The 26,082-nt window shown below is 68.0% G+C and carries 28 protein-coding genes; 13 read left to right on the top strand and 15 right to left on the bottom strand.

Annotated elements, in window-relative coordinates; genetic code table 11:
- Positions 1-10: 10 nt before the first annotated feature.
- The gene (locus AMK34_RS28500; RefSeq protein WP_241832885.1) at positions 11-1,225 is read right to left on the bottom strand and encodes a M14 family zinc carboxypeptidase; all 1,215 of its coding nucleotides are present in this window, start codon (positions 1,223-1,225) and stop codon (positions 11-13) included.
- Between the two features lie 140 nt (positions 1,226-1,365).
- Here AMK34_RS28500 and AMK34_RS28495 point away from each other — a divergent pair, with 140 nt between their 5' ends.
- The gene (locus AMK34_RS28495) at positions 1,366-2,283 is read left to right on the top strand and encodes a hypothetical protein (protein WP_073847416.1); all 918 of its coding nucleotides are present in this window, start codon (positions 1,366-1,368) and stop codon (positions 2,281-2,283) included.
- Positions 2,284-2,335: 52 nt separating this feature from the next.
- On the opposite strand, the gene AMK34_RS28490 is transcribed toward AMK34_RS28495, so the two are convergent.
- Positions 2,336-3,748, bottom strand: coding sequence for a S8 family peptidase (locus tag AMK34_RS28490; RefSeq protein WP_038519448.1), 1,413 nt, complete (start codon positions 3,746-3,748; stop codon positions 2,336-2,338).
- Between the two features lie 78 nt (positions 3,749-3,826).
- A complete protein-coding gene (locus AMK34_RS28485; protein WP_125732324.1) occupies positions 3,827-4,081 on the bottom strand; it encodes an SCO4848 family membrane protein in 255 nt (84 codons plus the stop codon).
- Positions 4,082-4,124: 43 nt separating this feature from the next.
- Here AMK34_RS28485 and AMK34_RS28480 point away from each other — a divergent pair, with 43 nt between their 5' ends.
- On the top strand, positions 4,125-5,363 hold the full coding sequence (locus AMK34_RS28480) for a D-alanyl-D-alanine carboxypeptidase family protein (protein WP_073847415.1): 1,239 nt from the start codon (positions 4,125-4,127) through the stop codon (positions 5,361-5,363).
- A 235-nt stretch (positions 5,364-5,598) separates the two neighbouring features.
- Here AMK34_RS28480 and AMK34_RS28475 read toward each other — a convergent pair whose 3' ends face one another.
- Positions 5,599-6,621: a YhjD/YihY/BrkB family envelope integrity protein gene (locus tag AMK34_RS28475; protein ID WP_038519453.1), complete on the bottom strand. Its 1,023-nt coding sequence runs from the start codon at positions 6,619-6,621 to the stop codon at positions 5,599-5,601.
- Between the two features lie 41 nt (positions 6,622-6,662).
- Entirely contained in the window at positions 6,663-7,682 is a 1,020-nt protein-coding gene (trpS, locus tag AMK34_RS28470; protein WP_038519455.1) for a tryptophan--tRNA ligase, read from the bottom strand.
- A gap of 163 nt (positions 7,683-7,845) precedes the next feature.
- On the opposite strand from trpS, the gene AMK34_RS28465 reads away from it, so the two are divergent.
- On the top strand, positions 7,846-8,592 hold the full coding sequence (locus AMK34_RS28465; RefSeq protein ID WP_073847414.1) for a S1 family peptidase: 747 nt from the start codon (positions 7,846-7,848) through the stop codon (positions 8,590-8,592).
- Positions 8,593-9,062: 470 nt separating this feature from the next.
- Here AMK34_RS28465 and AMK34_RS28460 read toward each other — a convergent pair whose 3' ends face one another.
- The gene (locus AMK34_RS28460) at positions 9,063-9,392 is read right to left on the bottom strand and encodes a hypothetical protein (RefSeq protein ID WP_073847413.1); all 330 of its coding nucleotides are present in this window, start codon (positions 9,390-9,392) and stop codon (positions 9,063-9,065) included.
- A 401-nt stretch (positions 9,393-9,793) separates the two neighbouring features.
- Here AMK34_RS28460 and AMK34_RS28455 point away from each other — a divergent pair, with 401 nt between their 5' ends.
- Entirely contained in the window at positions 9,794-10,681 is an 888-nt protein-coding gene (locus AMK34_RS28455) for a glycoside hydrolase family 19 protein (RefSeq protein ID WP_073847412.1), read from the top strand.
- A gap of 56 nt (positions 10,682-10,737) precedes the next feature.
- On the opposite strand, the gene AMK34_RS28450 is transcribed toward AMK34_RS28455, so the two are convergent.
- On the bottom strand, positions 10,738-11,241 hold the full coding sequence (locus AMK34_RS28450) for a MarR family winged helix-turn-helix transcriptional regulator (protein ID WP_073847411.1): 504 nt from the start codon (positions 11,239-11,241) through the stop codon (positions 10,738-10,740).
- 65 nt (positions 11,242-11,306) lie between these two features.
- On the opposite strand from AMK34_RS28450, the gene AMK34_RS28445 reads away from it, so the two are divergent.
- Positions 11,307-11,807 (top strand): cupin domain-containing protein, encoded by a 501-nt coding sequence (locus tag AMK34_RS28445; RefSeq protein ID WP_073847410.1) that lies wholly within the window; start codon positions 11,307-11,309, stop codon positions 11,805-11,807.
- Here AMK34_RS28445 and AMK34_RS43050 read toward each other — a convergent pair.
- Both AMK34_RS43050 and AMK34_RS28435 read right to left on the bottom strand, forming a co-directional pair.
- Positions 11,801-12,658: a hypothetical protein gene (locus AMK34_RS43050; protein ID WP_073847409.1), complete on the bottom strand. Its 858-nt coding sequence runs from the start codon at positions 12,656-12,658 to the stop codon at positions 11,801-11,803. The two genes, AMK34_RS28445 and AMK34_RS43050, sit on opposite strands and share 7 nt — an antisense overlap.
- A 28-nt stretch (positions 12,659-12,686) precedes the next feature.
- Positions 12,687-13,493 (bottom strand): exodeoxyribonuclease III, encoded by an 807-nt coding sequence (locus AMK34_RS28435; protein WP_143202621.1) that lies wholly within the window; start codon positions 13,491-13,493, stop codon positions 12,687-12,689.
- A gap of 45 nt (positions 13,494-13,538) precedes the next feature.
- Here AMK34_RS28435 and AMK34_RS28430 point away from each other — a divergent pair, with 45 nt between their 5' ends.
- Entirely contained in the window at positions 13,539-14,282 is a 744-nt protein-coding gene (locus AMK34_RS28430) for an MBL fold metallo-hydrolase (RefSeq protein WP_073847407.1), read from the top strand.
- 60 nt (positions 14,283-14,342) lie between these two features.
- On the opposite strand, the gene AMK34_RS28425 is transcribed toward AMK34_RS28430, so the two are convergent.
- Positions 14,343-14,648, bottom strand: a complete 306-nt coding sequence (locus AMK34_RS28425; RefSeq protein ID WP_083650038.1) for a hypothetical protein — start codon at positions 14,646-14,648, stop codon at positions 14,343-14,345.
- A 190-nt stretch (positions 14,649-14,838) separates the two neighbouring features.
- A complete protein-coding gene (locus AMK34_RS28420; RefSeq protein WP_038519480.1) occupies positions 14,839-16,062 on the bottom strand; it encodes an NADP-dependent isocitrate dehydrogenase in 1,224 nt (407 codons plus the stop codon).
- Positions 16,063-16,309: 247 nt separating this feature from the next.
- Here AMK34_RS28420 and AMK34_RS28415 point away from each other — a divergent pair, with 247 nt between their 5' ends.
- The 3 genes from AMK34_RS28415 (at position 16,310) to AMK34_RS28405 (ending at position 18,513) form a co-directional block, all read left to right on the top strand.
- On the top strand, positions 16,310-16,819 hold the full coding sequence (locus AMK34_RS28415; RefSeq protein WP_228694722.1) for a hypothetical protein: 510 nt from the start codon (positions 16,310-16,312) through the stop codon (positions 16,817-16,819).
- Between the two features lie 83 nt (positions 16,820-16,902).
- Positions 16,903-17,496 (top strand): hypothetical protein, encoded by a 594-nt coding sequence (locus AMK34_RS28410; RefSeq protein WP_073847406.1) that lies wholly within the window; start codon positions 16,903-16,905, stop codon positions 17,494-17,496.
- A 21-nt stretch (positions 17,497-17,517) separates the two neighbouring features.
- Positions 17,518-18,513: a DUF2203 family protein gene (locus tag AMK34_RS28405; RefSeq protein WP_073847405.1), complete on the top strand. Its 996-nt coding sequence runs from the start codon at positions 17,518-17,520 to the stop codon at positions 18,511-18,513.
- 3 nt (positions 18,514-18,516) lie between these two features.
- Here AMK34_RS28405 and AMK34_RS28400 read toward each other — a convergent pair whose 3' ends face one another.
- Together AMK34_RS28400 and AMK34_RS28395 are read right to left on the bottom strand one after the other, a co-directional pair.
- On the bottom strand, positions 18,517-19,371 hold the full coding sequence (locus AMK34_RS28400) for an esterase/lipase family protein (RefSeq protein WP_073847404.1): 855 nt from the start codon (positions 19,369-19,371) through the stop codon (positions 18,517-18,519).
- Positions 19,372-19,479: 108 nt separating this feature from the next.
- Positions 19,480-19,914: an Lrp/AsnC family transcriptional regulator gene (locus tag AMK34_RS28395; RefSeq protein ID WP_198941760.1), complete on the bottom strand. Its 435-nt coding sequence runs from the start codon at positions 19,912-19,914 to the stop codon at positions 19,480-19,482.
- Between the two features lie 115 nt (positions 19,915-20,029).
- Between AMK34_RS28395 and AMK34_RS28390 the strand changes: the two genes are divergently transcribed.
- Positions 20,030-20,869 (top strand): NAD-dependent epimerase/dehydratase family protein, encoded by an 840-nt coding sequence (locus AMK34_RS28390; protein WP_073847402.1) that lies wholly within the window; start codon positions 20,030-20,032, stop codon positions 20,867-20,869.
- Between the two features lie 5 nt (positions 20,870-20,874).
- The gene (locus tag AMK34_RS28385; protein ID WP_073847401.1) at positions 20,875-21,699 is read left to right on the top strand and encodes an aldo/keto reductase; all 825 of its coding nucleotides are present in this window, start codon (positions 20,875-20,877) and stop codon (positions 21,697-21,699) included.
- On the opposite strand, the gene AMK34_RS28380 is transcribed toward AMK34_RS28385, so the two are convergent.
- On the bottom strand, positions 21,700-22,314 hold the full coding sequence (locus tag AMK34_RS28380; RefSeq protein WP_037332475.1) for a LysE/ArgO family amino acid transporter: 615 nt from the start codon (positions 22,312-22,314) through the stop codon (positions 21,700-21,702).
- A 66-nt stretch (positions 22,315-22,380) separates the two neighbouring features.
- Between AMK34_RS28380 and AMK34_RS28375 the strand changes: the two genes are divergently transcribed.
- Both AMK34_RS28375 and AMK34_RS28370 read left to right on the top strand, forming a co-directional pair.
- A complete protein-coding gene (locus AMK34_RS28375; protein ID WP_073847400.1) occupies positions 22,381-23,259 on the top strand; it encodes a LysR family transcriptional regulator ArgP in 879 nt (292 codons plus the stop codon).
- A gap of 95 nt (positions 23,260-23,354) precedes the next feature.
- Complete coding sequence (locus AMK34_RS28370) at positions 23,355-23,942, top strand: HhH-GPD-type base excision DNA repair protein (RefSeq protein WP_038519499.1); 588 nt, start codon at positions 23,355-23,357, stop codon at positions 23,940-23,942.
- A 7-nt stretch (positions 23,943-23,949) separates the two neighbouring features.
- Here the strand turns inward: AMK34_RS28370 and AMK34_RS28365 are convergent, their stop codons facing one another.
- On the bottom strand, positions 23,950-25,638 hold the full coding sequence (locus AMK34_RS28365) for an FAD-binding oxidoreductase (protein ID WP_073847399.1): 1,689 nt from the start codon (positions 25,636-25,638) through the stop codon (positions 23,950-23,952).
- Between the last annotated feature and the right edge of the window lie 444 nt (positions 25,639-26,082).

The following is a 26,082-nucleotide window of genomic DNA, read 5'->3' as shown; positions in this document are numbered from 1 at the left end:
GACTGAGGAGCTACTCCAGGATGCGGGCAGCGGCGGCCGAGTCGGCAGTGCCGGGAAGCAGGTCGAAGGCCTCCGGATCGATGCGGTCCACAGCGCCCGTGCTCACATCCCGCAGCATGTTGTACAGCCCCGCCATCACCGCGCGCGTGAAGTGCTCCCGGTGCTGCTGCCCGAGCGTCTGCGTCTGCCCGCGCACTTCGAACAGCACCGTCCCCGTCCCGTTCAACGCGAACGAACACCGCGCCTGCCCCGGCAGATCACGATCCGCGCCATGCGGATACCGCGCCCCGACGAACCCACGCGACGTCATCCCGTTGAAGCCACTGATCGCCAGCTGCCGCGATTCGTCCTTTGTGTACACGTCGCGGTACTTCGCGTATTTCTGGCCGGGCTCGAAGAACTTGTCCGGCAGCGGCGGGTAGTCGATGCCGACGTCGAGGAGCCGGTTGCTGCCTTCCTGGCGGACGCACGCGCCTTGATGGTGCAGATCGACGTAGACGTCGGGCACCTTCCCGCGCCGGGCTGTCAGCTCCATGTACACAGACCGCAAAGCCCGCGCCTCGGGCGTGATGAACCAGCCCGGCTGATCCGGTGCGCCCGGGAAGTCCTCCGCGCGCGGGACGTAGTTCAGGTCCGGATTGAAGTCGCGGTTGACGTCGAACCCGGGCCGCTTCCGGTAGTCGTCGCCCTGGAGGACGTCGCTGAGATAGTTCCAGGCGGGCGGGCGGTCCTTCAGCTGGGGGAACTTCCGCTGCACCTCGGCCCACGAGAGGTCGTTGCCCCGCCGGTCGAGTTCGGCGCCGTCCGGGTTCAGTTTCGGCACCGCGACGAAGGTGATGGTCTTCCGCAGCCGCTCGGCGTCCCGCGACTCGGAGGTGCCCAGGTAGTCCAGGATCCGGAGCAGGGCGCCGGTGCCGGTCTTCTCGTTCCCGTGGATCTCACTGGAGACCACGAAGACCTTCGGGCCGGTCCCGACGGTCGCTTGATGGATCACCCGGCCGCGGTTGGACCGCCCGACCTCCTTGACCGCCACGCGCCCCTTGCTCACGCGCTCGAGCCTGCCGAGTTCCCGCACCATCTCGCGGTAGTCGGTGAACTCGTTGATGGGCAGCTCCCGCGGTTCCTCGCTGCAAGGCGCCACCGGAGCCGCCACCGCGGGCGTGCTGACCAGCGGGAGCATCGCCAGCCCGACCACCACGGGAACCAACCGACCGAACACCGACATCGTGAACTCCCCACTGTCGAAGGTGTTCACAACGTAGCGAGAACGCACCGATCGCGAATCCGGCGAAAGTGCCGAGACCCGGCGAACGCGTGATCGAGCTAGCCTGATGGGTCATCGGCTGGTCGATCCGAGGGGATCCCATGGAAACGACGACCGAACTGCGCAAGACCCTGTCCCGCCGGCTCCTGCCGCTGCTGTCGGACCTCGAAGACCTCGTATACCGCCACGGCTACCTCCGGGTGGTCGCCGGAGCCGTCGCCATGTTGGGCACCATCGGGTTGCTCGGCCAAGTCCTCGGGCTCGCCTGGTTGCGCACGATCTTCGCGACAGCGGCCGCTCTTCTGTTCTTGACCGCCGCACTCATTTCGTTCTCCGCGACCCGAAGGCTGCGAGATCGCTTGACTCAGACCGAGCAGCTCCTTCACTCCTACTTACCGGACTTACCCAAGACAGACCCAGTCGGCATTCGTCGCTGGAAGCAGGAAACGTCGATCGAGGAAAACGGCGACGCCTGGATACGTCGCGAGGTGACGATGGCTGAGGCCAAGGACCGCCACCTTCGATACCTCACCTTCACGACGACTTGTTACAGCCAAAACAAGCTCACGAATCGCGACAAGCGGAAAGTCACGTACGACTTCGTCCGCGCCACGGCTTCGGCACCAGGATCCGGAGTACGGGTTCCCACGACTTCAAGGTGGTCAGAGACGGAACGGGGCCATTCGAGCCTGACGATCTACGTTCACCTCGGCCGTACGGTGGAAGAAGGAGACGTGGTCACCGCTGAATGGCATTGGCCGAAACACTCGGCTGAACTCATGAAGGGAATCCGCCCCGAGGCGTTCGACACCTCCTTCACCACCACGGTCGCCGAGTTCGCTTTCCAGGTGAAATTCCGGAATCTCGAAGACGACACCGCATTGAAGGTGAAACCCCTGCCTACGACGCAAGTGGAACGTTCGCGCGATGGCCAGGACGCGATACTCCGGCTTTCGGGAACATCACCGCGGCGCGGCGACCGCTTCGGGTTCGTCGCCGACGTACGACGGCCCGCATGACCGGAGGCCGGCCCGAATCACCCGGGCCGGCCTCCGAAAAGCGGAAATCCTTTTACTTCACCGCGTCCAGGGCGTTGACGCGGCCGTGCCCGTAGTACGAGTTGTCCTTCGCCGGGCCTTCACAGACCGGCGCCGCGGTTCCGCAGGGAACCTCGTCCGCCTGGTGCTCCAGCAGCCAGGTCAGCAGCCGCGGCGGAGCGTGGCGGTAGCGGGAAGCCAGCAGCGCGGCGACACCGGCGGCGTGCGGGGACGCCATCGAGGTACCGCACTTGGCGCCGTAGCCGCCGTTGAAGATCGTCGACAGCGGGCAACCGACACCCTGGCCGGCGGGCGGCAGCTGGGCGCGGTCGCCACCGGGCGCGGTGACCGAAACGTCGTCGCCGTAGTTGCTGTACGACGACTTCGTGCCCGCGTAGCCGATGGCCGAGACGTTGACGACGCCGTCGATGGCCTTGGGCAGAATGCCGCAGCTCTCGTCGACCGGGTGCGGGCGGTTCGGGTCGGTGGTCTGCTCGTCCGGGTCGAAGCCGCTGTTGCCGGCGGCGGCGACGTTCAGCACGCCACGGCCCGTCGAGTAGGTCACCGCGCGGCGGACGGCCTCGAACGCGGCCGCGTCGCCCGGCTCCTTCGCGCAGTAGAACATGCCCGGGTCGATGTAGTAGCTGTTGTTCGTGACCGGGAAGCGGTGCTTCGCCGCCCACATGAACCCGCACACCGCGGCCTCGGGGAGGATCAGGCCGTCGTCGTTCACGACCTTCACCGACGCGAGCTTGACGCCGGGCGCGACACCCGTGAAGCCGCGCGACGCGTCCTTGCCCGCGATCGTGCCGGCGACGTGCGTGCCGTGGTCGGAGTTCGTGGGCGCCCAGGCGGCGGGCGTGGTGTCGGGCGCGCCGCTGTTGCAGCCTGCCGACACGTTCGGGTCGAGGGCCGCCTTCAGCGCGGGGTGGGTGGGCTCGATGCCCGAGTCCAGCACGCCGACGGTCACCGAGCTGCTGCCACCGGAGATCTTGTTCGCCTCGGGAGCCTGGATCGCCCGCATGTCCCACTGCTGGGCCGACAGGTCCTCTTCGACCGCGACGCTGGTGGTCTCTTCGTTCTCCTTGGTGTCGACCACGGCGGAGCGGGTCGCGCGGGCGGTGGCCGCCGGCGGGAACGCGACGTCACGGCCGCCCGAGTAGGCGCGGAAGACGCCGATCTTCGCCTGGAAGTCGGCGTTGCGCGAGGTCGCCACCGCGACCCCGATCTCCGGGTAGTACGCGACCTTCTCGCCGCACTTGGCGCGCAGCTCGCTGTCGACCTTGCGCTCCGGGGTACGCGGGTTGTAGAGCACCACGTAGTTGAACGGCGCGCTCGCGGTGTCGCACTGCGGCGCGGGCGCGGCGCTCGCCGACGGGGCCGCGAACACGCTTCCCGCCGCCGCCGCGACGAGCGCGGGGACGAGCAGGCGTCTGATCCGGGACATTCCACCTCCATGATTCGGTGGAGTGAACCTAAGCGAGCCGAAGGCGGGCCACCACCGTCAAAAGGACGACAAACCGGATCAGGCGTCAGCCTTTTCCGCGTCCCGTGACTTGGCGCCACGAAGCGTGCGCAGACCGATGACGCCGATGATGGTGCCGAGCACGAACGAGACCACCGTCAGCACCGCGTGCACGATGAAGTAGGCGGTGGGCGAGCCGTCCGCGGCCCAGGCGCGGTCACTGTCCCAGAGGTTCTTGGCGAACGTGATCCAGATGATCCACGACCAGACGCCGAAACCCAGCAGGAACATCGAAGTACCTCGCGAAATGCGCATGCCCCTGAGTATGCAGCGGGCCCGGCGACGCTACATTGCTCGGGTGCACAGCGCTATCTCCCGGTCGCTCCTGGTCCTCGTTTCCGGTGTGCTCGCCCTCGCGGTGACGCCGGTGGCCACAGCCGCCCCGAAGCCACCAGCCCAGGCGCAGCCGTGCGCGAACAAGACGACGCCTCCCCCGCCCATCGACACCTCCGAGAAGCCGCGTCCCGGTGAGGCCGCGCCGGCGCCGTTGCCGGTCCCACCGGTCCCGGTGGGCGGCGACCGGATGGCCGAATGCGGGCTCGTGCTCCCGAAGCGCGCGCTGAACCCGCCCGAGGGGAACACCTCCGCGTCGTGGGTGCTGCAGGATCTCGACAACGGCGACATCATCGCGGCGAAGGACCCGCACGCGCGCCAACGGCCGGCGTCGCTGATCAAGGTGCTGCTCGGGCTGGTCGTGGTCACCGAGCTCCCGCCGAACAAGAGCATCGTGCCGACCAAGGAGGACGCCGAGCAGGAGTGCACCTGCATGGGCATCGCCGCGGGCGGTCAGTACACAGTGGACCAGCTGTTGCACGGGCTGCTGATGCATTCGGGCAACGACGCGGCGCACGCGCTCTCCACTGTGCTCGGCGGGGTGGACGCGACCGTCGCGAAGATGAACGCGCTGGCCACCCGCATCGGCGCCACGGACACCCGGGCCGCGACGCCGTCCGGGCTCGACGGCCCCGGTATGTCGACCTCGGCCTACGACATGAGCCTGATCTTCCACTACGCGATGAAGAAGCCCGAATTCGCCAAGGTGGTCAAGACCAAGAGCTTCGAAATCCCGCCCACCGCGGGAAAGCCGCTCATCACGATCTACAACGACAACAAACTCCTCGGCAGCTACCCCGGGTTCACCGGCGGGAAGACCGGTTTCACCGACGACGCGCGCCACACCTACGCGGGCAGCGCGGTCCAGAACGGGCACCGGATCGGGGTCGTGATGCTGCGCGCCGAGCAGCGCCCGACGCGGGTCGTCGAGCAGGCGGCGAAACTCCTCGACTACGGCATCGCGCTGCGCGAGGCCAAGGCCGAATCGGTGGGGCGTATCGAATACCGGTCACCGGAGACCGCGAACGCGGACCCGGCCAACGCCACACCGAACGGGGACGGAGCGTCGAACAGCGGCGCCGCGGCCGCGGCCGAAGACCCGTTCGGCGTGACGGGCTGGATCATCACGCTGGTCGTGTTCCTGATCATCGTGGCGTCGTTCGTCGTCGGTCACCAGCGGAAAAAGGCCATGGCGGGCGAGTAGACCGCGGAAAACGAAATCGGCGGACAGCGACGGCGATTTCAAGTACTCATTTCCGAGGTGCCTTCTCCATACGGAGACACGCGTTCTTGTTCGTCCTACTCGGTTTCGGCCCGGTCGCGCCGACCTACACCGACCGTCGGTTCATCCTGCTGATGTGAGCCGAGGACTACCATCCGCACCAAGAAGGCCGCGCAGGCACAGGCGGCTCCGGTCACGCAGGAGCCCGGCCGGTAGGTCAGGACTTCCGGCGGCCGAACCAGCCCAACAGGGCACCGGTCGCGAAAGCCCCGCCGACGGCGCCGAGCCCCGGCCCCTGCTGCACGGTCACCCTCGGGTGGATCAGCACCGGGGCCGGCGGCTCGACGACCGTCTGCTGGTTCTCCTTCGCCGTCGCCGTCCAGGCGGTGACGAACAGCAGGAACCGCGACACGAGGTTCGCGAACACGAGCAGACCGATCACCGGGCCGAACAGCGTGAACGCCGGTGATTTCGTGACGCTGCCGAGGTAAACGGTCGCGGCCTGCTGGAGCACGATGAACCCGACGGCGGCGAAGATCGCGCCCTTGACCGCGCTGCGCAGCGCGACGTGCTCACGAGGCAGCCTCGCGATGACCCACAGGAACACCAGGGTGTTCGCGAGGAGGCCGAGCAGGATCGTCGCGACCTTCAGCAGGAACACGGCCCAGCCCTGGTTCTCGAGGCCGACCAGTTCGAGCAGGAACCGCCCGACGCCGCTGCCCGCCGCGGTGAGGCCGAACGAGACCACCAGCGCGAGGCCGAGCCCGACGAGGGACAGCAGATCCTTGATGGTGGTCGAAACCAGCGGAAGCTTCTGCTTTTCCTGCCCCCATTGGGCGGTCAGCGCGTCGCGCAGGTTCGACATCCAGCCGACGCCCGAGTAGAGGGCGAGCAGCAGACCGAACACCCCGATGCCACCACCGGATTTCAGCGCCGCGCCGATGATCTCGCCGACGAGACCCCGTAGCCCGTCCGGTACGGACTTCGTGATGCCGTCGACGAGCTGGTTCGTCACCGCGGTGTCGCCCTTGAGCACGATCCCGACGATCGCGAAGGCGACCATCAAGATCGGGATCACCGAAAGCACGCTGAAGTAGGTGATGGCGGCCGCGTAGTGGTTGCCGTAGCGCTCGGTGAAGGCGTCATTGGCCCGGATGAGGTGATCGAGCCAGCCGTACTTCCGCCTCAGACGCGGTAACAGCTTGTCCTCTTCCGGCTTCGCGCCGTCATCTTTCGCCACCTTGAAACGCTAACCACATGGCCGCGGCCGCGCAGCGCGAATCAGCCTGCCGGGGGAAGGAACCCGATGTTCTCGTAGACGTTCCGCAAGGTCACCGAAGCGACCTCCCTGGCCCGTTCCGCACCGAGCGCCAAGGCCTTGTCGAGTTCGGCGACGTCGTCCAGGTAGGACCGGACGCGCTCCTGCACCGGCGTGACCCACTCGACGAACGCCTCGCCGACGCCCTTCTTCAGGTCGCCGTAGCCCTTGCCCTCGTAGGCGTTCTGGAGTTCGGCGACCGGCTGGTCGGTCAGGGCGGACAGGATCGTCAGCAGGTTCGAGACGCCCGGCTTGTTCTCGGCGTCGAAGACGATCTCGCGGCCGGTGTCGGTGACCGCCGAACGCACCTTCTTCGCCGACTTCTTCGGGTCTTCGAGCAGCTCGATGAGGCCGTTGCCGGTCGACGAGGACTTGCTCATCTTCGCGGTCGGGTCCTGCAGGTCGTAGATCTTCGCAGTGTCCTTGACGATATGCGGCTCCGGCACGGTGAACGTCTTGCCGTAGCGGTTGTTGAACCGCTGCGCGAGGTTGCGCGTCAGCTCCAGGTGCTGCCGCTGGTCCTCGCCGACGGGGACCTCGTTCGCCTGGTACAGCAGGATGTCCGCGGCCTGCAGGACCGGGTACGTGAACAGGCCGACGCTGGCGCGATCCGTGCCCTGCTTCGCGGCCTTGTCCTTGAACTGCGTCATCCGGCTCGCCTCGCCGAACCCGGTCTGGCACTCCAGCACCCAGCTCAGCTGGGCGTGCTCGGGCACCTGGCTCTGGACGAACAGCGCGCTGCGGGCGGGGTCGACCCCGAGGGCCAGCAACTGCGCGGCCGAGCGGCGCGTGCGCTCGCGCAGCACCTTCGGGTCCTGCTCGACGGTGATCGCGTGCAGGTCGACGACCATGTAGAAGGTGTCGTGGGTGTCCTGCAGCCGCACCCACTGCCGCAGCGCACCCAGGTAGTTGCCCAGGTGGAACGAGTCGGCGGTCGGCTGGATCCCGGAGAGCACGCGCGGGCGCTTCTGTTCGTCGGACACGCCCGGATTCTGTCAGGCCACGCCGCGGCGGGTCATCCGGCCTCGGCCCGGCCGAACGGGCTAAACGGTTAAACGCCACATACTTCCGACGGTTCTGGGCGCGGTGTCCGATTCCTAGCGTTCATGGCACCGGATCTTCCGGCCACACCGAAGGAGAACCCAGATGAAGGCACGATCCCTGCTGATGGGCTTGGCCATGGCGGCTGCGGCCGTCTTCTCGCTTTCCGGCGTCGCGGCGGCGGCCGAGCCCACCGGAGGCGTCCAGCCGAACATCGTCGGCGGCGGCAACGCGACCCAGGTCTACTCGTTCATGGTGTCCCAGCAGTCGAGCTCCGGCAGCCACCAGTGTGGTGGCTCACTGATCAGCTCGACCTGGGTGGTCACCGCGGCGCACTGTGGCACGCCGTACCAGGTGCGGGTCGGCACCACGAACCGCACCAGCGGCGGTTCCGTCGCCCGCGTCGCCCAGCGCATCGCCCACCCGAGCGCCGACCTGGCGCTGCTGCGTCTCTCGACGGCGGTGTCGCAGGCGCCGGTCACGATCGCCGCTTCGTCCGGGGCCGTTGGCACCGCGACGCGGATCATCGGCTGGGGCCAGACCTGCCCCGTCCGCGGTGGTTGTGGCGCCCCGATCAACCTCCAGGAGCTGAACACCTCGATCGTCGCCGACACCCGGTGCAGCGGCATCAACGGCGCCAGCGAGATCTGCACCAACAACCCCAACGGCAACTCGGGCGCCTGCTACGGCGACTCGGGCGGCCCGCAGGTGAAGCAGGTCAGCGGTGTCTGGCAGCTGGTCGGCGCCACCAGCCGCGCCGGGAACAACAGCAGCACCTGCGCGACCGGGCCGTCGATCTACGTGGACGTCCCCTACTTCCGCAGCTGGATCCGCACCAACTCCGGCGTCTGACCCGGTCCCCGCGTCGCCCCACCGCCCCCGGGGGCGACGCGGGCCCAGCCGGTTCAGCAAGGAACCGTGCGGTAGTTCGAAGAGCCGCTCCAGCAGCGCGACCGCCTTCAGGGAGTCGCACCGCTCGGGGCGGCTTCTTCCTGTCCGCCAGTAGCTCAAGGTCGCGACACTGATCCGGACTCCCTGCTGGGCGAGCCGGTGCCGGATCCGGTCGAGCCCGAGGCCGCTTTCCGTGATCGCCCGGTCCAGGGCGCGGGGGAAGGGGTCACCGGGCCGGCTGCGACGCCGCGTCACCGTCATGGACCCGAGCGTGGCGATCAGCGGGCGGCGAAACAATCCGGGCGGGACTAGGTGTACCTACCCAAGAAATCCGCCGACCTGCGTTTCGCGGGCTAAACGCGATCCGCCGGGCCCAGGGCACCGACCTGCGTTTCGCGGGCTAAACGCGATCCGAAGCGGGGAAAAGCAGGTCAGGGGCGCTGCTGGCGAGTGAGGGCGTCGTCCGCGAGCACGGCCTCGGCCATCGCGGCCACATGCGGGGCGGCGGGCTGCGGCGGGGCGACGGGAGCGGGGGCGACGGCGGTCGCGCGGGCCTTCCGGCGCTGACGGAACACACCGAAGGCCATGCCGACGATGCCGAGCGCGACGGCGATCAGGCCGACCGGGCCCAGCAGGCCGAACGCCATCTCCGAACGTGACGCCGACTCCGCGGCCGACGCCGGAACGGCGCCCGCGACGAGCAACGCGACCGGGATCGCGATGACCGCCGCGGCCCGGGCCGCGGGCACGGACGATCGCATCAGGAGATGAACTGGGTTCCGCACCGGAGTGCCTCCCGTGACGTGACATTGCCGAACCGGAACGCTAACCCGAACGAGTGAGCATTTCCAGGTTGCTGGTCAAAAAACTACCGAGCGTGTCAAGACCTGTGGGTTCTGATCAACTCGGGGCCCGAGACTAGCCCCTCACAGGGGGGATGTTTCGAGCACCCCTCGCCTCAGAGTTGTCATACGGGGAATCGGTTTCTGACAAAACCGGACAGCGGTTAGGCCATTCGGTTGTCGCACGCGGCCGAACAGGCACGATCCGACTTTCCCCGGTTGGTTTCTTGTGCGCAATGGTCTATACCTGTTGGCCATACCCCTTAAAAGGTATAGACCAATATCTCCCTGCATGGTCCCCTCGTACGAAGGAGCCACCGATGTCTCTTCGACGTATTCTCGCGGCGGTCGCCGCCACCTTCGCCGCCACCACGGTCGCCGTCGTCGTCCCGACCCAGTCCGCCTCCGCCGCGGACTGCGTGGCGCCGTGGAACGCGAGCTCGGTCTACTGGGGCGGCAACACCGCCTCCCACAACGGGCACAACTGGTCCGCGAAGTGGTGGACGCAGAACGAAACCCCAGGTACGGCGCAGGTCTGGGCCGATCAAGGCGCCTGTGGCGGCGGGACGACCAACCCGCCGAACCCGTCCGGCTTCGTGGTCAGCGAGGCGCAGTTCAACCAGATGTTCCCGAGCCGGAACCCCTTCTACACCTACAACGGCCTGGTCACCGCCCTCAGCGCATACCCGGCCTTCGCGGGCACGGGCAGCGACACCGTGAAGAAGCAGGAAGCGGCAGCCTTCCTGGCGAACGTCAGCCACGAGACCGGCGGCCTGGTCCACATCGTCGAGCAGAACGAGGCGAACTACCCGCACTACTGCGACACGAGCCAGTCTTACGGCTGCCCCGCCGGCAACGCCGCGTACTACGGCCGCGGCCCGATCCAGCTCAGCTGGAACTTCAACTACAAGGCCGCCGGCGACGCGCTGGGCCTGCCGCTGCTGACCAACCCGTGGCTGGTGCAGAACGACGCGGCGGTCGCCTGGAAGACCGGCATCTGGTACTGGATGACCCAGAACGGTCCCGGCACGATGACCCCGCACAACGCGATGGTCAACAGCCGCGGCTTCGGCGAGACGATCCGCAGCATCAACGGGAGCATCGAGTGCAACGGCGGCAACCCCGCCCAGGTGCAGAGCCGCGTGAGCAAGTACCAGCAGTTCACGGGCATCCTCGGCGTCGACCCCGGAGGCAACCTGTACTGCTGATCCGCCCAGGGAGCTGAAGGGGCCCTTCGCCGCATGCCACGCGGCGAAGGGCCCCTTCAGTTTTCGTCGAGGGACGCCAGCAGCCGACGCAGCGAAGCGTCGAGGACGCCGAGATCCTCACCCAGCGGCAAAAGCAGCTTCGCGACGTTCGCCGTGTGCTCGGTCATCGCGGCGTCGACGACCTCGAAGCCGCGCTCGGTCAGCGTGACCCGGAAGCTGCGCCGGTCTTCGGGATCGAGCGCCCGCTCGACCAGCCCCGCCGACTCGAGCCTGTCGATCCGGCTGGTCATCCCGGCCCTGGACATCATCAGGGTCGCGGACAGCTCGGACGGGATCAGCGTGTACGGCTTCCCGGAGCGCCTGAGCGCCGCGAGCACGTCGAACTCCCCCTGCTTCAAGCCGTGTTTCGCGAAGACGGCCTCGACCATCGGCGTGGTCAGCATCGTGACGCGGCCGAGGCGGCCGGCGACCCCGATCGCGGTCAAGTCCAGTTCCGGTCGCTCGCGGTGCCAGGCATCGACGACGGCGTCGATCGCGTCCGCGCTTCGTTGATCACTCACGAGCGCAGTCTATTCGACGGGAGATAGTTTGACAGCGAACTATCAGCGGTGGAACTATCGTGTCCATGACACAGCGCATCGAAGCCCGCGAACCTGTCCTCGTCCGCGCCGCCGAAGCCGAGACCGTCGGCGCGGCCCCCACCCTCGTCACGCTGCTCGCCGACGTCTCGACCACAGGCGGAGTCATGAGCAGCGCGAGAACCCGGCTGGGCGTGGGCGCCAACGGCGCGGCGCCGCACTACCACACCGGCTCGTCCGAGATGTTCTTCATGCTCGGCGGAAAGCTGGAAGTCCTTGTGGGAGAAGAGATCGTGACCGTTTCCGAAGGCGACATGCTCGTCGTGCCGCCGCTGACCACACACGCGTTCCGGGCGGCCGTGGACTCGGCGGCGGACGTCCTGATCGTGTTCATCCCCGGCGTGGAACGGTTCGACTACTTCCGGCTACTGGAGAAGGTCGGGCACGGCGAGGCGACCGTCCAGGATCTCTTGGACAGCCAGGAAAAGTTCGACAACCACTTCGTCGAAAGTCCAGTGTGGACGGAGAGCGCGAAGTCCCGTCAGTAACCGCGCGGCGGGTATCCCGGCGGCGGATACTGCGGTGGGTACTGCTGTGGCGGATAGTGCTGCGGCGGGTGTCCCGGATATTGCGGCGGATACGGCGGCTGACCGTATTGCGGCGGGGGCGGGTACTGCGGCGGATACCCGGGGTTCTGCGGCGGGTACGGCTGTTGCGGATGGTAAGGCTGCGGCGGAGGCGGCGCGGCGGGCTGCCCACCGCCGCCGAGGTGGAACGGCAGCAGCGACACCAGTTGCGCGAGCCTCCCGAGCGTGGAGAGCACGTCGTCCGGTTTGGTCCGGCCGAAGGTCGGATTCTCGACGTAGACCAGTTCCGCGCCCACCAGCGACCAGGTGTGCAGTTTCGACGACCGCATCGTGGCGGCGACCTGCGGCGTGAGCACGCCGACCGCGACGTTCGGGTCGGTGTCGATCAGCTTGTACCAGCGGTTGAACTTCCGGTCCGCGGTGGCGGGCTCCGGGTACTGATCGACGTCCCAGGCGGACTCGATACTCGACACGATCTGGAAGTTCGGCATCGGCGCGGGCAGGGTGACGACCCAGACCGTGTCGATCGAGATCGTGTCGAGCTCGTTGACCTTCTTGTTGGTCCACCGCGTGTGCACGCTCGTGACCGTCGGGCGGCGGTGATAGTCGAAGACGCTGAAGCGAAGCCCGTTGTACGCGCCGCTCAGCGCGCCGAAGGCCATCCGCTTGTCGCCGCGCTGGTTGAACGGCAGGACCGTCCAGCGCTCCAGCAGGTTCGGCGCGTCCGGGCTGAACTCCCACCCGTACTGGCCGGACATCGCGTAGCGCTCGGCGTTGGTCGCCTCGACACGCCTGGCTTCGTTCGTCTCCATCGCAACCCCCGGATCTCCTGCGCGCAGGCTATCCGGAGTAGGTCGCCGTCACCGGCGCGTGGTCGGACCAGCGCTGGTCGTAGGCCTCGGCGCGCTCGACCACGACGGAGGTGCACCGCTCGGCCAGGCCGGGGGTGGCGATCTGGCAGTCGATGCGCCAGCCCGTGTCGTTGTCGAACGCCTTCCCGCGGTACGACCACCACGTGTACGGGCCGGGACCTTCCGGATCGAGCTTGCGCTGCACGTCGACGTAGCCTGCCTCGCTGAACACGCGGCCGAGCCATTCCCGCTCCTCCGGCAGGAAGCCCGAACTCTTCTGGTTCCCGCGCCAGTTCTTCAGGTCGATCTTGTCGTACGCGATGTTCCAGTCGCCCACGACGACGACCTCGCGGCCACCGGCCTCGGCCTTGGCGCGCAGGTCGACGAGATACGGCAGGAACGCCGCCATGAAGCGCTCCTTCTCGTCCTGGCGCGGTGTCCCGACGTCGCCGCTGGGCAGGTACAGGCTCGCGACGACGACGTTCGGCAGGTGGATCTCGGCGTAGCGGCCGCTGTCCTCGAATTCGGGCTCGCCGAAACCGATGCGAACCTCTTCCGGTTCCGCCCGGCTGAAGAGCATGACGCCGTTGCGCCCCTTTTGCACCGACGGCGCGTGCACCACGTGCCAGCCTTCGGGCGCGGCGGCACCGGCCGGGAGCTCCTTGAGCTCGGCCCGGACCTCCTGGCAGGCGACGACGTCCGCCTTCGTCGAGCCCAGCCACTCGACGAAGCCCTTTTTCGCGGCGGCACGGAGGCCGTTGACATTCACAGTGGAGACGGTCAGCACCCTTCGCACGCTACCCGGGGGGTCCGACAGAATCGGCACTGGGAGACTGCGCCCATGAGCGAGCTGACCGTGCTGGGCAGCTGCGGCGCCTGGCCCGAACCCGGCCGGGCCTGCGCCGGCTTCCTCCTGGTCCACGAGGGTTTCAAGGTGGTGCTCGACCTCGGCTACGGCGCCGCGTCACGGCTGTTCGAGTACTGCCCGGAAGGCCGGGTCGACGCGGTGGTGGTGACGCACGAGCATCCCGATCACTGCGCCGACGTGAGCGCGCTCGGCCGGGCCCGCGCCTACGGGCTGCCGGACGAGCCGCGGCTCCCGCTGCACTGCACGCCCGGCACGGTGCGACGGCTCGAAGCGATGGAGCCGCGCCCGCATCCGACGACGATCTTCGACGTGCGCGAACTCGGCCCGCCGCGCGAGGTCGGGCCGTTCCGGATGACGACGTTCCTGCTGCCGCACCACGTGCCGAACTACGGGGTGCGGCTGACCGCGCCCGGACTCACTGTCGCCTACACCGGCGACAGCGGGCCGAGCCCGATCCTCGCGGAGCTGGCGCGCGACGCCGACCTGCTCATCGCCGACGCCACGCTCCAGGGGCCCTCCCCCGACGAGACGCCACGCCTGGTGTCGACGGCGGGCGAGGCCGGGTACTGGGCCGAGCGCGGAGGTGCCCGGCGGTTGCTGCTCACCCACTTCTGGCCCGGCTCCGACCGCGAGATCTCGGTGGCCGAAGCGCGGCAGGAGTTCAGCGGGGAGGTCCTGGCGGCCGCGGAAGGCGCCCACCTGCGTTTCGCGGGCTAAACGCGATCCCGCAGGTCAACGCCCACGTCGCCTTTCGCGGGCTAAACGCGAAGCCGCAGGTCACGGGCCACATTTCGACCCTTCGACCGGGGGCGCGAACTCGGCCGAAACCCATTTGCCCTCGGCGATCTTGCGGAAGCCGTTCTCGACCACCGGCTGCGCGTCGATCTTCGCGTCCTTGACGTACTTGCCGACGATCTTCTGCCCACCGGGGGCGTCGCGCGCGTTGAGCACGTCCGCCGTCACCACGACCTGGCAACCGGTCGGGCTCGACGCGCTCGACTCCCTGTCCTGTCCCGAGATGGCGACGACGACGATCAGCGCCAGTCCACCGCCGATGAACAAGACCGGTTTCGAGATGGCCATGATGGTCACTCCTCGAACAAGGGAATCGTTTTCTGTCCGGTCCAGAGTGGCAGAAGCCGGGGCGGCCGCCCAGATCCCGGATCGCCTACCACCCGGAGGCGCCAACCCGGCCGGTCACGGGCTACCCACCGTCACAACGCGAAAAGGCCCCCTTCCGCGAGGGAAGGGGGCCTTCGAGCGCTTACGAGACTCAGCCCTGGGCGATCTTCTTGGCCAGGTTGGCGTCCAGCGTCGCGAGGAACTCCTCGGTGGTCTGGAACGGCTGGTCCTTGCTGATCAGCAGCGCGAGGTCCTTGGTCATCTTGCCGCTCTCGACGGTCTCGATGACGACCTGCTCCAGCTTGTTCGCGAAGCCGATCAGCTCCGGGTTCGAGTCCAGCTTGCCGCGGTGCTCGAGGCCGCGGGTCCACGCGAAGATGGACGCGATTGGGTTCGTCGAGGTCGGCTTGCCCTGCTGGTGCTGGCGGTAGTGCCGGGTCACCGTGCCGTGCGCGGCCTCGGCCTCGACGGTCTTGCCGTCCGGGGTGCGCAGCACCGAGGTCATCAGGCCCAGAGAGCCGAAGCCCTGCGCGACCGTGTCGGACTGCACGTCACCGTCGTAGTTCTTGCAGGCCCAGACGTAGCCGCCCTCCCACTTCATCGCCGCGGCGACCATGTCGTCGATCAGGCGGTGCTCGTAGGAGATGCCCTTGGCGTCGAAGTCGGCCTTGAACTCGGCCTGGTAGATCTCCTCGAACACGTCCTTGAACATGCCGTCGTAGGCCTTCAGGATGGTGTTCTTGGTCGACATGTAGACCGGGTACTCGCGGTCGAGGCCGTACTGCAGCGAGGCGCGCGCGAAGTCCTCGATGGACTTGCGGAAGTTGAACATCCCCATGGCGACGCCGCCGCCCTCGGGGTACTGCGCGACCTGGAACTCCATCGGCTCGGAGCCGTCGGCCGGGGTGTAGGTCATGGTCAGCGTGCCCGGGCCGGGGACCTTGAAGTTGGTCGCCTTGTACTGGTCACCGTGCGCGTGACGGCCGATGATGATCGGCTTGGTCCAGCCCGGTACCAGGCGCGGGATGTTCTGGATGACGATCGGCTCGCGGAAGATCACGCCGCCGAGGATGTTGCGGATCGTCCCGTTGGGCGAGAGCCACATCTTCTTCAGGCCGAACTCTTCGACGCGCGCCTCGTCCGGCGTGATCGTGGCGCACTTGACGCCGACGCCGTGCTTCTTGATCGCGTTGGCGGAGTCGACGGTGATCTGGTCGTCGGTGCGGTCCCGCTCCTCGATGCCCAGGTCGTAGTACTCCAGGTTCACGTCCAGGTACGGGTGGATCAGCCTGTCCTTGATGAACTGCCAAATGATGCGGGTCATCTCATCACCGTCGAGCTCGACGACGGTGCCCTGGACCTTGATCTTGGCCATGAGCAGCGGTGCTCCTTCCGCGGATCTTCGCGTTCTTCTTCAGTCTCTCCGGTAGCGGTACAAGCGTACTGCTTAACGGTCCTGGATGGTTCCAGTAGTGGTCGGTATCAAGTCTCCACGAGGCGGATGTGTCCGACGTCACCCGGTCGTACGACGGCCATCCGGCCCTCACGGGAACGGCGGCGACCGCGTCATCATCGAACCGAACCCGACAATCGGCACGTCGGCCACCGGAAAGGCGGACCTCATGACCACCGACCCCTACGCCGTGCCACCGCACGGGCAGCCGGCGACGCCGGAGCCTTACCTCCAGCCTAGGCAAAGCAGCCGGGCGGTGCCCCGGGTGATCAGTGGGCTCGGCGGTTTCCTGCTCACGCCGGTCGCGTTGAGCGTCACGATCTACGGCGGCTCGCGGCTGCAGCAGGGCTTCTCGCGTGCCTACAGCGTCGCCGAAGACCCGCTCGGCCTGATCCTGCTGATCGTCGGCAGCCTGCTTCTGCTCGGCGTCGCGTTCCTCGGGGCGCTGTCCGGGCTCGGGCCGGTGCTGGGCGGGCTGCTGTGGGGTGTGCTGCCCGGCCTCGCGTTCTTCTTGAGCCCTCACGACATCATGGGCCTCATCTACGACGTCGGGGCCAGGGAACTCGGCACCGGCCTGCTGACCTGGCTGGTGATGGGCGCGCTGGTGGCGGGCGGTTTCCTGTTGATCGGGGCGGGTCTGGTCGGCACCCTCTCGCGGCGTCGTTCAAATCGCGTTTAGCGGGCTAAACGCGCTCCGCGGAGATCAAAGTGAACCGAAGGGGGCCGGCGTCCGTAGTCCGGGGCAAGGGAGGTGACCCGCCCATGTCATCGCACCGGTACGTCGCGGAGTACGACGACGAGGACTACCAGGAGTACGGCGAATACGAGCAACCCGAAAACCCGCGAGACCCCCGGAGACCGTACGAGGACGTCGAGTCGTACGAACCGTACGAGCCGTTCGACGACGACCTTGGCGCCGAAGACCCGCGCGCCGGCCGAGGTGTGCGACGCGTCCTCAGCGGCGCCGGCGGCCTGATCCTGACGCCGGTCGCCCTCGGTCTGCTGGCCTGGGGCGGGCTGCGGCAGCAGATGCTCGTCCAGGCGACGCTCAGCACCCAGCGTGACGTCTTCAGCATCGGCCTGCTCGTGGGCGGCGGGATCCTCCTGCTCGCCGTCGGGCTGCTCGGCGCGCTCTCGGCGACCGGCCCGATCCTCGGCGGTCTCGTCTGGGGCGTCGCACCCGGCGTGGCCACCATCGCCGTCCCGGAGTGGGGTTTCCGGCTGGTGAAGCTGTTGCCGCAGAACGATGTCACCTACGGCGTCACGAGCTGGCTGTTCATCGGCGGCCTGCTCGCGACCGGTTTCCTCCTGATCGGCGCGGGCCTCGCGTCGAGACTCGCCCGGAGGCGCCGCTGAGCGGGCTGGGACCATCGGCGCATGGGTCTGTTCACCGTTCCCGAAGCCCGCGCCGAGCTCGCCCGGCTACGCCCGGTGCTCGACGAGCTCGTCCGTCTCCGCGCCGACGCGGCCGAGCTCGCCGCTTCCCTGCGCCCGGGCGGCCGGGAGACCTCGCTCGGCGGGATGCCGGAGTGGAAGGCCGCGCAGGCCCGGCTGGACGACCTGATGACCACCGTCCAGCGGACGGGTGCGGAGCTGAAGGGGTTCGCCCCGCTCCTGGTCGACTTCCCCGCCGAGCTCGACGGCGTCGACGTCCTGCTGTGCTGGCTCGAAGGCGACCCGGAGCTGTGCTGGTATCACCGCGTCGACCTGGGTTTCGCCGGGCGGCGCCGTCTCCCGGATAGGGTCTCGGTCGTGAGCGAGGAGATCGCGGCCGGGCTGTTCGACGGCATCGCCGCGCACTACGACGAAGACACCTTCCACGGCCTCGTCGCCGACGCGCTCGTCGACGGTCTCGGCAGCACCGCGCCCGAGCGTGTTCTCGACGTCGCGACCGGGACCGGGGTGGCCGCGTTCGCCGCGCTGCGCCTGGATCCGGGCGAAGTGCTGGCGATCGACATCTCGCCGGGCATGATCGCCCGGGCCGAGGCGAAGGCGGCGACCCACGATCCCGGCAAGCGCATCACCTGGCAGGTCGCCTCCGCGGTCCCGTCGCCGGTGGAGGACGAGGGCGCGGACGCGGTGCTGTGCGCGTCCTCGCTGCATTTCCTCGGCGCGGCCGCCCTGCGCGACTGGCTGCGTGCGCTGCGCCCGGGCGGACGGGTCGGTTTCAGCCTGCCGATCGCCTCGGCGTTCCGGCCGTCGGAGGCGTTCGCCGCGATCGTCCCCACCGACCTGAAGCTGCCGGAAACCGAGGACGACGCGGCGGAACTGGCCTCCGAAGCCGGCTTCACCGAGGTGACCGTGAAGCGGCTCGACGTCGAGTCCGACGATCGGGTCCGGTCGGTGTTCGTGGTGCACGCGACCAGGCCCTGAGGTCTACAGCGGCGCGAAGAACGGCACGCATTTCGGCGCGGGTGCGCCTTCCGGGTCGAGCGCCTTGAGGATCAGGCCCGTCACGTTCGGGTCGATCGCCTGGCTGAGGTGCCCGGAAACGTCCACGCCACACCGGTCCTGCAACACGATGTCGGTCGTGCCAGGCTCGCCGAGCACGCCGCTGGTGTACGGCGTGACCACGCGATCGTGCCGGCTCACGATGCTCGTGTACGTCGGCCCGGGCACGCTCACCCCACCGCGGGCGAGGTCGTCGAGGAACGCCGATGGCGCGAGGTATTCGCGGCACGCCCCGCAGACGCCGTCGGCGAGCAGGTCGATCCCTGGCAGCGAAAGCACGGCCTTCGCCAGCTCGGAGAACCCGTTGAGCGACGTGCCCTTGAAGTTCGAGCCGAAGCCGACGAAATGCTTCACCTTCTCCGCGCCTCCCTCGAATTTGAGGTAGTACGCGGGCATCGTCGTCCCCTCGGAATGCCCGACGATGTCGACCTTGTCCGCGCCGGTGCTCGTGCGCACGCGGTCGACGAACGCGCCGAGTTCGGCCGCGCTCTTCCGCATCGAGGCGAGCCCGCCGAACAACTGTCCACCCAGGACGGTGGAGCCGTAGGTCAGCGAATAGACGCAGTAGCCGGCGTCCTTGAGCTTCGGCGCGTGGTAGAACCAGTTGGTCGTCGCGTTGCCGCCGAGGCCGTGCACCAGCACCACCGGCTCGGGATGGCTCGCGCTCGGCTCGCACGACCAGTCGTTCCAACCGCTCGACGGCGCCGCGCTCGCCACCGCCGGGACGGCGATCGTGAACGTCAAGGCCGCGACAAGCGTGGTGAGGATCCGAGCCCGCATCCCTGCCTCCGGTTACTCGTCAGTATGTGATGCGAGTCATCATGCGTCACAAATCGACGAGCGGAACCGGGAGAACGACCAGACTTACACGCCGCCTCTTGTGACAGATCACAAGGGCAGTACCACGCGCCTCTCGATCGGGCTGGACATGACGATCGACGTCGTCGTGGCACCCAATGCGGACAGGTCCTCCAGCAGTTCTTCCAGGTGGCTCGTGTCCCGCACGGCGATCTTCAGGATCCAGCAGTCCTCCCCGACCACATGGTGCAGTTCGAGGATTTCGGGGCGGTCCATGATCTTCCGCGTGCGCGGATGCCGGACGGTGAACCCGCTGTGCGGCGCCATCCGCACGAACGCCCGCAGCCCGAGACCGATCCCGGACGGCGAAACGAGCGCCGCGTAGCCGGTGATCGTGCCGTCGGCTTCGAGGCGTTTGACGCGTTCGCCGACGGCGGCGGGGCTCAGCGAGACACGGCGCCCGAGTTCGCTCAAGGTGATGCGGCCTTCCTCCTGGAGGAGTTCGAGAAGTCGCCGATCGATCACGTCCAGTGAGCTTTCAGCGGATCCCCGATTCGACCGAGGTTCTTTCAGCGATATAGCCGTTTCGCCCATGTTTTCCCCTTCAAACACCTGGATCGCCACCGTAACACTGGTGCCCATGAAGAAAGTGCTCGTTCTCGGTGGAAGCCGGTACTTCGGCCGCGGGGTGGTCGAGCGGCTACGCGATGCCGGGATGGACGTCACCGTCCTGAACCGCGGCTCCACCCCCGCGCCGTCCGGCGTCGCGCAGCTGATCGCCGACCGCGACGACGAAGCCGGGCTCAAGGCCGCGCTGGGTTCCCGTTCGTTCGACGTCGTGCTCGACCAGGTCTGCTACACGCCGGTCCAGGCGGAGATCGCGCGCCGTGTCCTGCGCGCGGACCGCTACGTCATGACATCCACGATCGAGGTCTACGACCAGGTCCGGACCGAGACGCCGATGACCGAATCGCTGGTCGCTCCGGCGACCGTCGATCTACGGCTTTCCGAGTACGACTACGGCGATGGCAAGCGGCAGGCCGAGACGGTCTTCGCCGCGGGAGACACACCGTTCGTCTCGGTACGCGTCGCGCACGTCCTCGGTGGCGAAGACTTCACCGGGCGGCTGCGGCATTACGTCGAACGGCTGGACGCCGGGGACGCCGTGGACATCCACGCGGATCCACGACCCTCGACGTTCATCCATGCGCGTGAGATCGCGGACTTCCTGACCTGGGCCACGCTCGCGGACTTCACCGGTCCGGTCAACGCGGGTTCGCACGGCGAACTGTCGGTGCTCGAGCTCGCCGCCGCGATCAGCGCGGAGCCGGGGTTCCGGGTCGTCGAGCAGGACGCCTCGCCGTTCTCCTTCGACCGCTACGCCGTCCTGGACACTTCGCGCTCAACCGGCCTCGGCTTCTCCTTCTCCACCACCACCGACTGGCTCGGCGAAGCCGTCGAAGAACTCAGAAAGGCTTGACCCGCATGCGTTATCGCAGCATCGGAGACGTCGAAGTGAGCGCGATCGGCCTCGGCGCGATGCCGCTGTCGATCGAAGGCCGGCCGGATCGCGACCGCGCGATCGCCACCATCCACGCCGCGCTCGACGCCGGGGTCACGCTCATCGACACGGCCGACTCCTACCACTGGCACGCGGACGAAATCGGCCACAACGAGGAGCTGATCGCCGCCGCACTGTCAGTCCACAGTGGAGCGGACGCGGTGCTCGTGGCGACCAAGGGCGGCCGTGGCCGCCCCGGTGACGGCTCGTGGACCGTCACCGGGACTCCCGCGCATCTCAAGGCCGCCTGCGAGGGTTCGCTGAACCGGCTCGGCGTCGACGCGATCGGGCTCTACCAGCTGCACAAGCCCGACGAGAACGTGCCGTGGGCGGAGTCCGTCGGCGCGATCAAGGAACTGGCCGACGAAGGCAAGATCCGGCTCGCCGGGATCTCCAACGTGTCCCGGGCGCAGATCCTCGAAGCACGGGAGATCCTCGGCGAGACACTGGTTTCGGTGCAGAACGAGCACGCGCCCGCGCAGCTGGTGCACGAACCGGAGCTGGCACTGTGCACCGAACTCGGGCTCGCGTATCTGCCGTGGGGCCCGCTCCGCGGGATCGGCGCGGAATTCCGTGCCGTGGCGGAGGAACGCGGCGTCAGCGCCCAGCGGGTGTGCCTGGCGTGGCTGCTCGCGAAGTCACCGTCGATGATCGCGATCCCCGGCTCGACGAGGCCCGTCACCATCCGCGATTCGGCGGCCGCGGCCGATCTCGTGCTCACCGCCGAAGAGCTGGCCCGCCTGCCGTGATCAGGCGCCGGCCACCAGCGCCACGCCCAGGCCGATCATCGTCGCGGCGACCAGGCCGTCCAGCACCCGCCACGACGACGGTTTGCGGAAGAACCCGCTGAGCAGCCGCGCGCCGAAACCGAGCGCGAGGAACCAGAGCACGCTGGCCGACACGGCACCGACGCCGAACGCCCATCGGTCGCTGCCGTGCCCGGCCGCGATCGCGCCGAGCAGGAGGAGGGTGTCGAGGTAGACGTGCGGGTTCAGCCACGTGATCGCCAGCGTGGTCAGCACGATGCGGCGCAGCGATCCGCCGGTCTCCGGGCCGCCGGTCTCCAGCGCGGCCGGTTTGAACGCGCGGCGGGCCGCGAGAGCGCCGTAGCAAAGCAGGAAGGCGCCGCCGATCAGGGCGACGACGGTCAGCGCTTCGGGTGACGTCCCCACCAGCGCGCCGACCCCGCCGACGCCGAGGCTGACCAGGATGGCGTCCGAGAAGATGCAGATCAGCACCACCACGAGCACCGCCTCGCGACGGATGCCCTGGCGCAGCACGAACGCGTTCTGGGCGCCGATCGCGACGATGAGGGCCATGGTGGCGCCGAATCCGGCGCCCAGACTGAACAGAACGTCTCCCATACGGACCAGGCTAGGAAGCCGATCGTCAACAGTACAGCTAAAGATTCTTACGTAAGATTAGCGTTCGTGATGACTGATCTGCCGCTCGACCTGGTCCGCACGCTGCTCGTGGTCGCCGACGAAGGCACGTTCGACGCGGCGGCGTCGGCGCTGCACGTGACGCCGTCGGCGATCAGCCAGCGCGTCAAGGCGCTCGAACAGCGCACCGGCCTTGTCCTGCTGATCCGCACGAAACCGGTGCGGCTGACCGAATCCGGGCAGGCGGTGGTGCGGTTCGGCCGTCAGATGGCCCTGCTGGAGGCCGACACCCGGGCCGAACTCGGCCTGACCGCCGGCGACGAACCGGTCCGGCTGCCGATCGCGGTGAACGCGGATTCGCTGGCGACCTGGTTCCTGCCCGCCCTCACGCGGGTGCAGCCCGAGCAGAAGATCTGCTTCGAACTGCATCGCGAGGACCAGGACCACACCACGACCCTGCTGCGGGAGGGCCTGGTGATGGCCGCCGTGACGTCGTCACCCGATCCGGTCGCGGGGTGTTCGGTGCACCGGCTCGGGCACATGCGCTACCTGGCCGTCGTGAGCCCGGCGCTCGGCACGGACCTCGACCTCGCCGAAGCACCCGTCGTCGTCTTCGACCGCCGTGACGACCTTCAGGACCGCTTCGCGCGTGAGCGCGGCACGATCGCGAGCTCGCTGCGGCACTACGTCCCGTCGTCCGAAGGGTTCTTCGACGCCGTCGCGGCCGGCATGGGCTGGGGCATGGTGCCGCTCGCGCAGATCGGCGACCGCCTGCGCGACGGCACCTTCGCCTGCCTCGACCCGGATCACCCGATCGACGTACCGCTGTTCTGGCAGCAGTGGAAACTCGACTCCCCCGCGCTGGCGGCGGTGTCGGACGCCGTCACGACCGCGGCGGCGGACCTGTTGGTGGATCCGCACGGATGAGGACGCGCGCTCCGGCCCGGTCGTGAGATCCTGGGCGCAGGACGCGCGTATCGCGGGTAACCGCCGCGCCACCACTGATCCGGGAAGATGATGTCATGCCGAACGAGCTCCGACTGACCGGCGACGCCGACGCCGACAAGCTGCTCAACGACGATCCGTTCGCCCTGGTGACCGGGCTCCTCCTTGATCAGCAGTACCCCATGGAACACGCCTTCCGGGGACCGAAGAAGATCGCCGACCGGATGGACGGCTTCGACATCCACAAAATCGCCGAAGCCGACACCGAGACGTTCGTCGAACTCTGCGTCACCCCACCCGCCATCCACCGCTACGGCGGCTCCATGGCCCGGCGCGTCCAGACCCTTGCCCGGCACGTCATCGAGCACTACGACGGCGACACCACCGCGATCTGGACGGCAGGCCGCCCCAAACCCAACGGCGAAGAGGTCCTCAAACGCCTCAAAGCACTCCCCGGCTACGGCGAGCAGAAGGCCAAGATCCTCCTCGCGCTCCTCGGCAAACAACTGGGCGTCCAGCCCAAAGGCTGGCGTGCCCTCGCCGGCGCCTACGGCGACCGCGGCTCCCGCCGTTCCATCGCCGACGTCACCAGCCCCGAGACGCTCGCCCAGGTCCGCGCCTTCAAGAAAGCGGCCAAAGAGGCCTCCCGGGCGAGCGCCGAATAAGCACGGATCAAGACGGACGTTTGACGGATTGCTTGTGCCGGAAGATGTCCTTCGGGTCCCATTTGGCCTTGACCTGTTGCAGGCGTGCGTAATTGGACTTGTAGTACAGGTCGTGCCAGGGAACCTTGGAAGAGTTGTACGCGGGGTCCGACAGGTCGGTGTCGGGGTAGTTGACGTAGCAGCCGTCGGTGCGGTCGTTGGGGACGGGCACGCCCCCGGTGGCGCCGTAGAGCTCGGCGTAGAACTTGCGGACCCACGCCAGGTTCTTGGCGTCGTCGCCGGGAGCGGCCCAGAAGGTCTGGCAAAGCGCCTGGAACGCCGAACTCCGGTGTGAGGCGGCGGTCGCGGCCTGGTCCACGGCGTTCACCTTCCCGCCGTACGGAAGCAACAGCAGCATCGCGTTCGGGTTGTCGATCGTGGTGCTCGTGAGGTGCTTGTAGACGACCGCCACGTCCGCGTCGGTGAACGCCTTGCGGTGGTAGGCCGACTTGTGGTCGGCGCGTAGCGTCGGATTCGTCAGCATGGGCGAATTGGTCGCCAGCAGCCGAACCGACTGGAACCAGGGCAGCCGCTGGGCATTGACCAGCTGTGGCATCGCGCTGTATTCGCCCACGTTTCCGCTCAGCGGAAGCATCGTCGCCGACACGCCGTCGCGAATCTCGGTCACGAAATCCTGCAGCAACTGCTCCGCGTTCGGAACGTCGCCGTCGACCTGGACGAACATGCCCACGTTGCCGTTGGACTTGTGATTGAGGGCGAGCGAAGCCGACAATGCCGTACCCGGCGAATCCGGTGCGCTGTTGCGCTCGTGCCATCCGGTGAAGTTCTTCAGCAGCCTGGCGAATTTCGCCTCGGTGAGTTCCGCCCAGGAGAACGACATTCCGTTGACCAGGACGGTCGACGGCGGCTTGGGAAGCGCGTTCGCCGGATCGGCACCGCTCACGCCGGGCGAGCGCAGCCAATAGCGGGTGATCACGCCGAAGTTCCCGCCGCCGCCACCGGTATGCGCCCACCACAGATCACGGTGGGGATCGGCGGGCTCGCGGGTCGCCACGACACTGCGCGCCTTGCCCGTTTGATCGACCACGACGACCTCGACGGCGTACAGATGATCGACGGTGAGCCCGAGGCGCCGGGACAGTGGACCATCGCCGCCGCCGCAGATGTGGCCGCCCGCGCCCACCGAGTAGCACCGTCCACCGGGGAGGGTCACGCCCCAGCCCTTGTACAGGGTGGCGTACAGATTCAGCAGCCGCGCACCGGGTTCGACGGCGAAGGCCTTCATGTTCGGGTCGTAGGAGACCGAGTCCATTTCGGACATGTCGATCACCGTGCGCACGTCGGGATTGCTGACGAAGTCCTCGTAGCAGTGGCCGCCGCTGCGCACGGCGATCCGCCTGCCCGACGTGACCGCCGCTTGGACGGCGTCGACGACCTGCTGGGTCGAACCGACCAGCTGGAAACAGTCGGGAGAACCCACCCAGCGCTGATTGTTGCCGGTGATCAATTCCCCGTAACGAGGGTCGCCCGGCTTGACGGTGAAGGGACCGAACGCGTCGGTCGTACGATCGGTCGCGTTCGCGGTCCCGGAGCCGAGGAACGGGAGCGCGGCGGCGCCGACGGCCAACCCGGCGCTCGCGCTGAGAAATGCCCGCCTGCCCTTTCCACGCGCGGCATCGGCGATTCTTTCTTCCATTGTTTTCCCCACTGAAGTCATGTCGAATACGCGCTGGAGATCCAGGGGCAGAACAAAGACGACGGACGTCGTCATCGAGACGAGCCGTCGGAGAATATGCGCCTTTGCCCCCAACAACACCCCATCCTCGGCGGGCCCCCGTGCCACCAAGTGAGCGCGAGCCTACCAGAGCACTGCGACGATTGGGTGCGCATTCGGAGTAGCCCGTAACAGGTGTCACGGGCAACGCACATGAGTAACGACTGGGCTACTATCGGAGGTGGCCTATGGGGGGTGTCCATGCGGTGAGTTCACGGCGTCCAGCCGGTATACCCGGAGCGGTTTCACGGAGTGAGACGCGCGGGGGCCGTCCATTATCGTTTCATCGACGGCTCCGTCAGGTCGCCCATTGTCTGCTGCGTCGATCCACGCCGTCTGGAATTCATCGCGAGTACACCAAACGAC

This window comes from Amycolatopsis sp. CB00013, from assembly GCF_001905755.1.
GTDB lineage: Bacteria > Actinomycetota > Actinomycetes > Mycobacteriales > Pseudonocardiaceae > Amycolatopsis > Amycolatopsis japonica.
Note: the sequence above shows the minus strand (reverse complement) of the source record. Positions and strands in the feature narration are given on the sequence as shown.

Coding starts and splice junctions, on each gene's coding strand:
- AMK34_RS28455 (WP_073847412.1), top strand. CDS start 9,794: ATGTCTCTTCGACGTATTCTCGCGGCGGTCGCCGCCACCTTCGCCGCC.
- AMK34_RS28485 (WP_125732324.1), bottom strand. CDS start 4,081: ATGCGCATTTCGCGAGGTACTTCGATGTTCCTGCTGGGTTTCGGCGTC.
- AMK34_RS28370 (WP_038519499.1), top strand. CDS start 23,355: ATGCCGAACGAGCTCCGACTGACCGGCGACGCCGACGCCGACAAGCTG.
- AMK34_RS28430 (WP_073847407.1), top strand. CDS start 13,539: ATGAGCGAGCTGACCGTGCTGGGCAGCTGCGGCGCCTGGCCCGAACCC.
- AMK34_RS28400 (WP_073847404.1), bottom strand. CDS start 19,371: ATGCGGGCTCGGATCCTCACCACGCTTGTCGCGGCCTTGACGTTCACG.
- AMK34_RS28445 (WP_073847410.1), top strand. CDS start 11,307: ATGACACAGCGCATCGAAGCCCGCGAACCTGTCCTCGTCCGCGCCGCC.
- AMK34_RS28365 (WP_073847399.1), bottom strand. CDS start 25,638: ATGGAAGAAAGAATCGCCGATGCCGCGCGTGGAAAGGGCAGGCGGGCA.
- AMK34_RS28425 (WP_083650038.1), bottom strand. CDS start 14,648: ATGGCCATCTCGAAACCGGTCTTGTTCATCGGCGGTGGACTGGCGCTG.
- AMK34_RS28490 (WP_038519448.1), bottom strand. CDS start 3,748: ATGTCCCGGATCAGACGCCTGCTCGTCCCCGCGCTCGTCGCGGCGGCG.
- AMK34_RS28410 (WP_073847406.1), top strand. CDS start 16,903: ATGTCATCGCACCGGTACGTCGCGGAGTACGACGACGAGGACTACCAG.
- AMK34_RS28495 (WP_073847416.1), top strand. CDS start 1,366: ATGGAAACGACGACCGAACTGCGCAAGACCCTGTCCCGCCGGCTCCTG.
- AMK34_RS28405 (WP_073847405.1), top strand. CDS start 17,518: ATGGGTCTGTTCACCGTTCCCGAAGCCCGCGCCGAGCTCGCCCGGCTA.
- AMK34_RS28415 (WP_228694722.1), top strand. CDS start 16,310: ATGACCACCGACCCCTACGCCGTGCCACCGCACGGGCAGCCGGCGACG.
- AMK34_RS28465 (WP_073847414.1), top strand. CDS start 7,846: ATGAAGGCACGATCCCTGCTGATGGGCTTGGCCATGGCGGCTGCGGCC.
- AMK34_RS28500 (WP_241832885.1), bottom strand. CDS start 1,225: ATGTCGGTGTTCGGTCGGTTGGTTCCCGTGGTGGTCGGGCTGGCGATG.
- AMK34_RS43050 (WP_073847409.1), bottom strand. CDS start 12,658: ATGGAGACGAACGAAGCCAGGCGTGTCGAGGCGACCAACGCCGAGCGC.
- AMK34_RS28460 (WP_073847413.1), bottom strand. CDS start 9,392: ATGCGATCGTCCGTGCCCGCGGCCCGGGCCGCGGCGGTCATCGCGATC.
- AMK34_RS28390 (WP_073847402.1), top strand. CDS start 20,030: ATGAAGAAAGTGCTCGTTCTCGGTGGAAGCCGGTACTTCGGCCGCGGG.
- AMK34_RS28420 (WP_038519480.1), bottom strand. CDS start 16,062: ATGGCCAAGATCAAGGTCCAGGGCACCGTCGTCGAGCTCGACGGTGAT.
- AMK34_RS28385 (WP_073847401.1), top strand. CDS start 20,875: ATGCGTTATCGCAGCATCGGAGACGTCGAAGTGAGCGCGATCGGCCTC.
- AMK34_RS28380 (WP_037332475.1), bottom strand. CDS start 22,314: ATGGGAGACGTTCTGTTCAGTCTGGGCGCCGGATTCGGCGCCACCATG.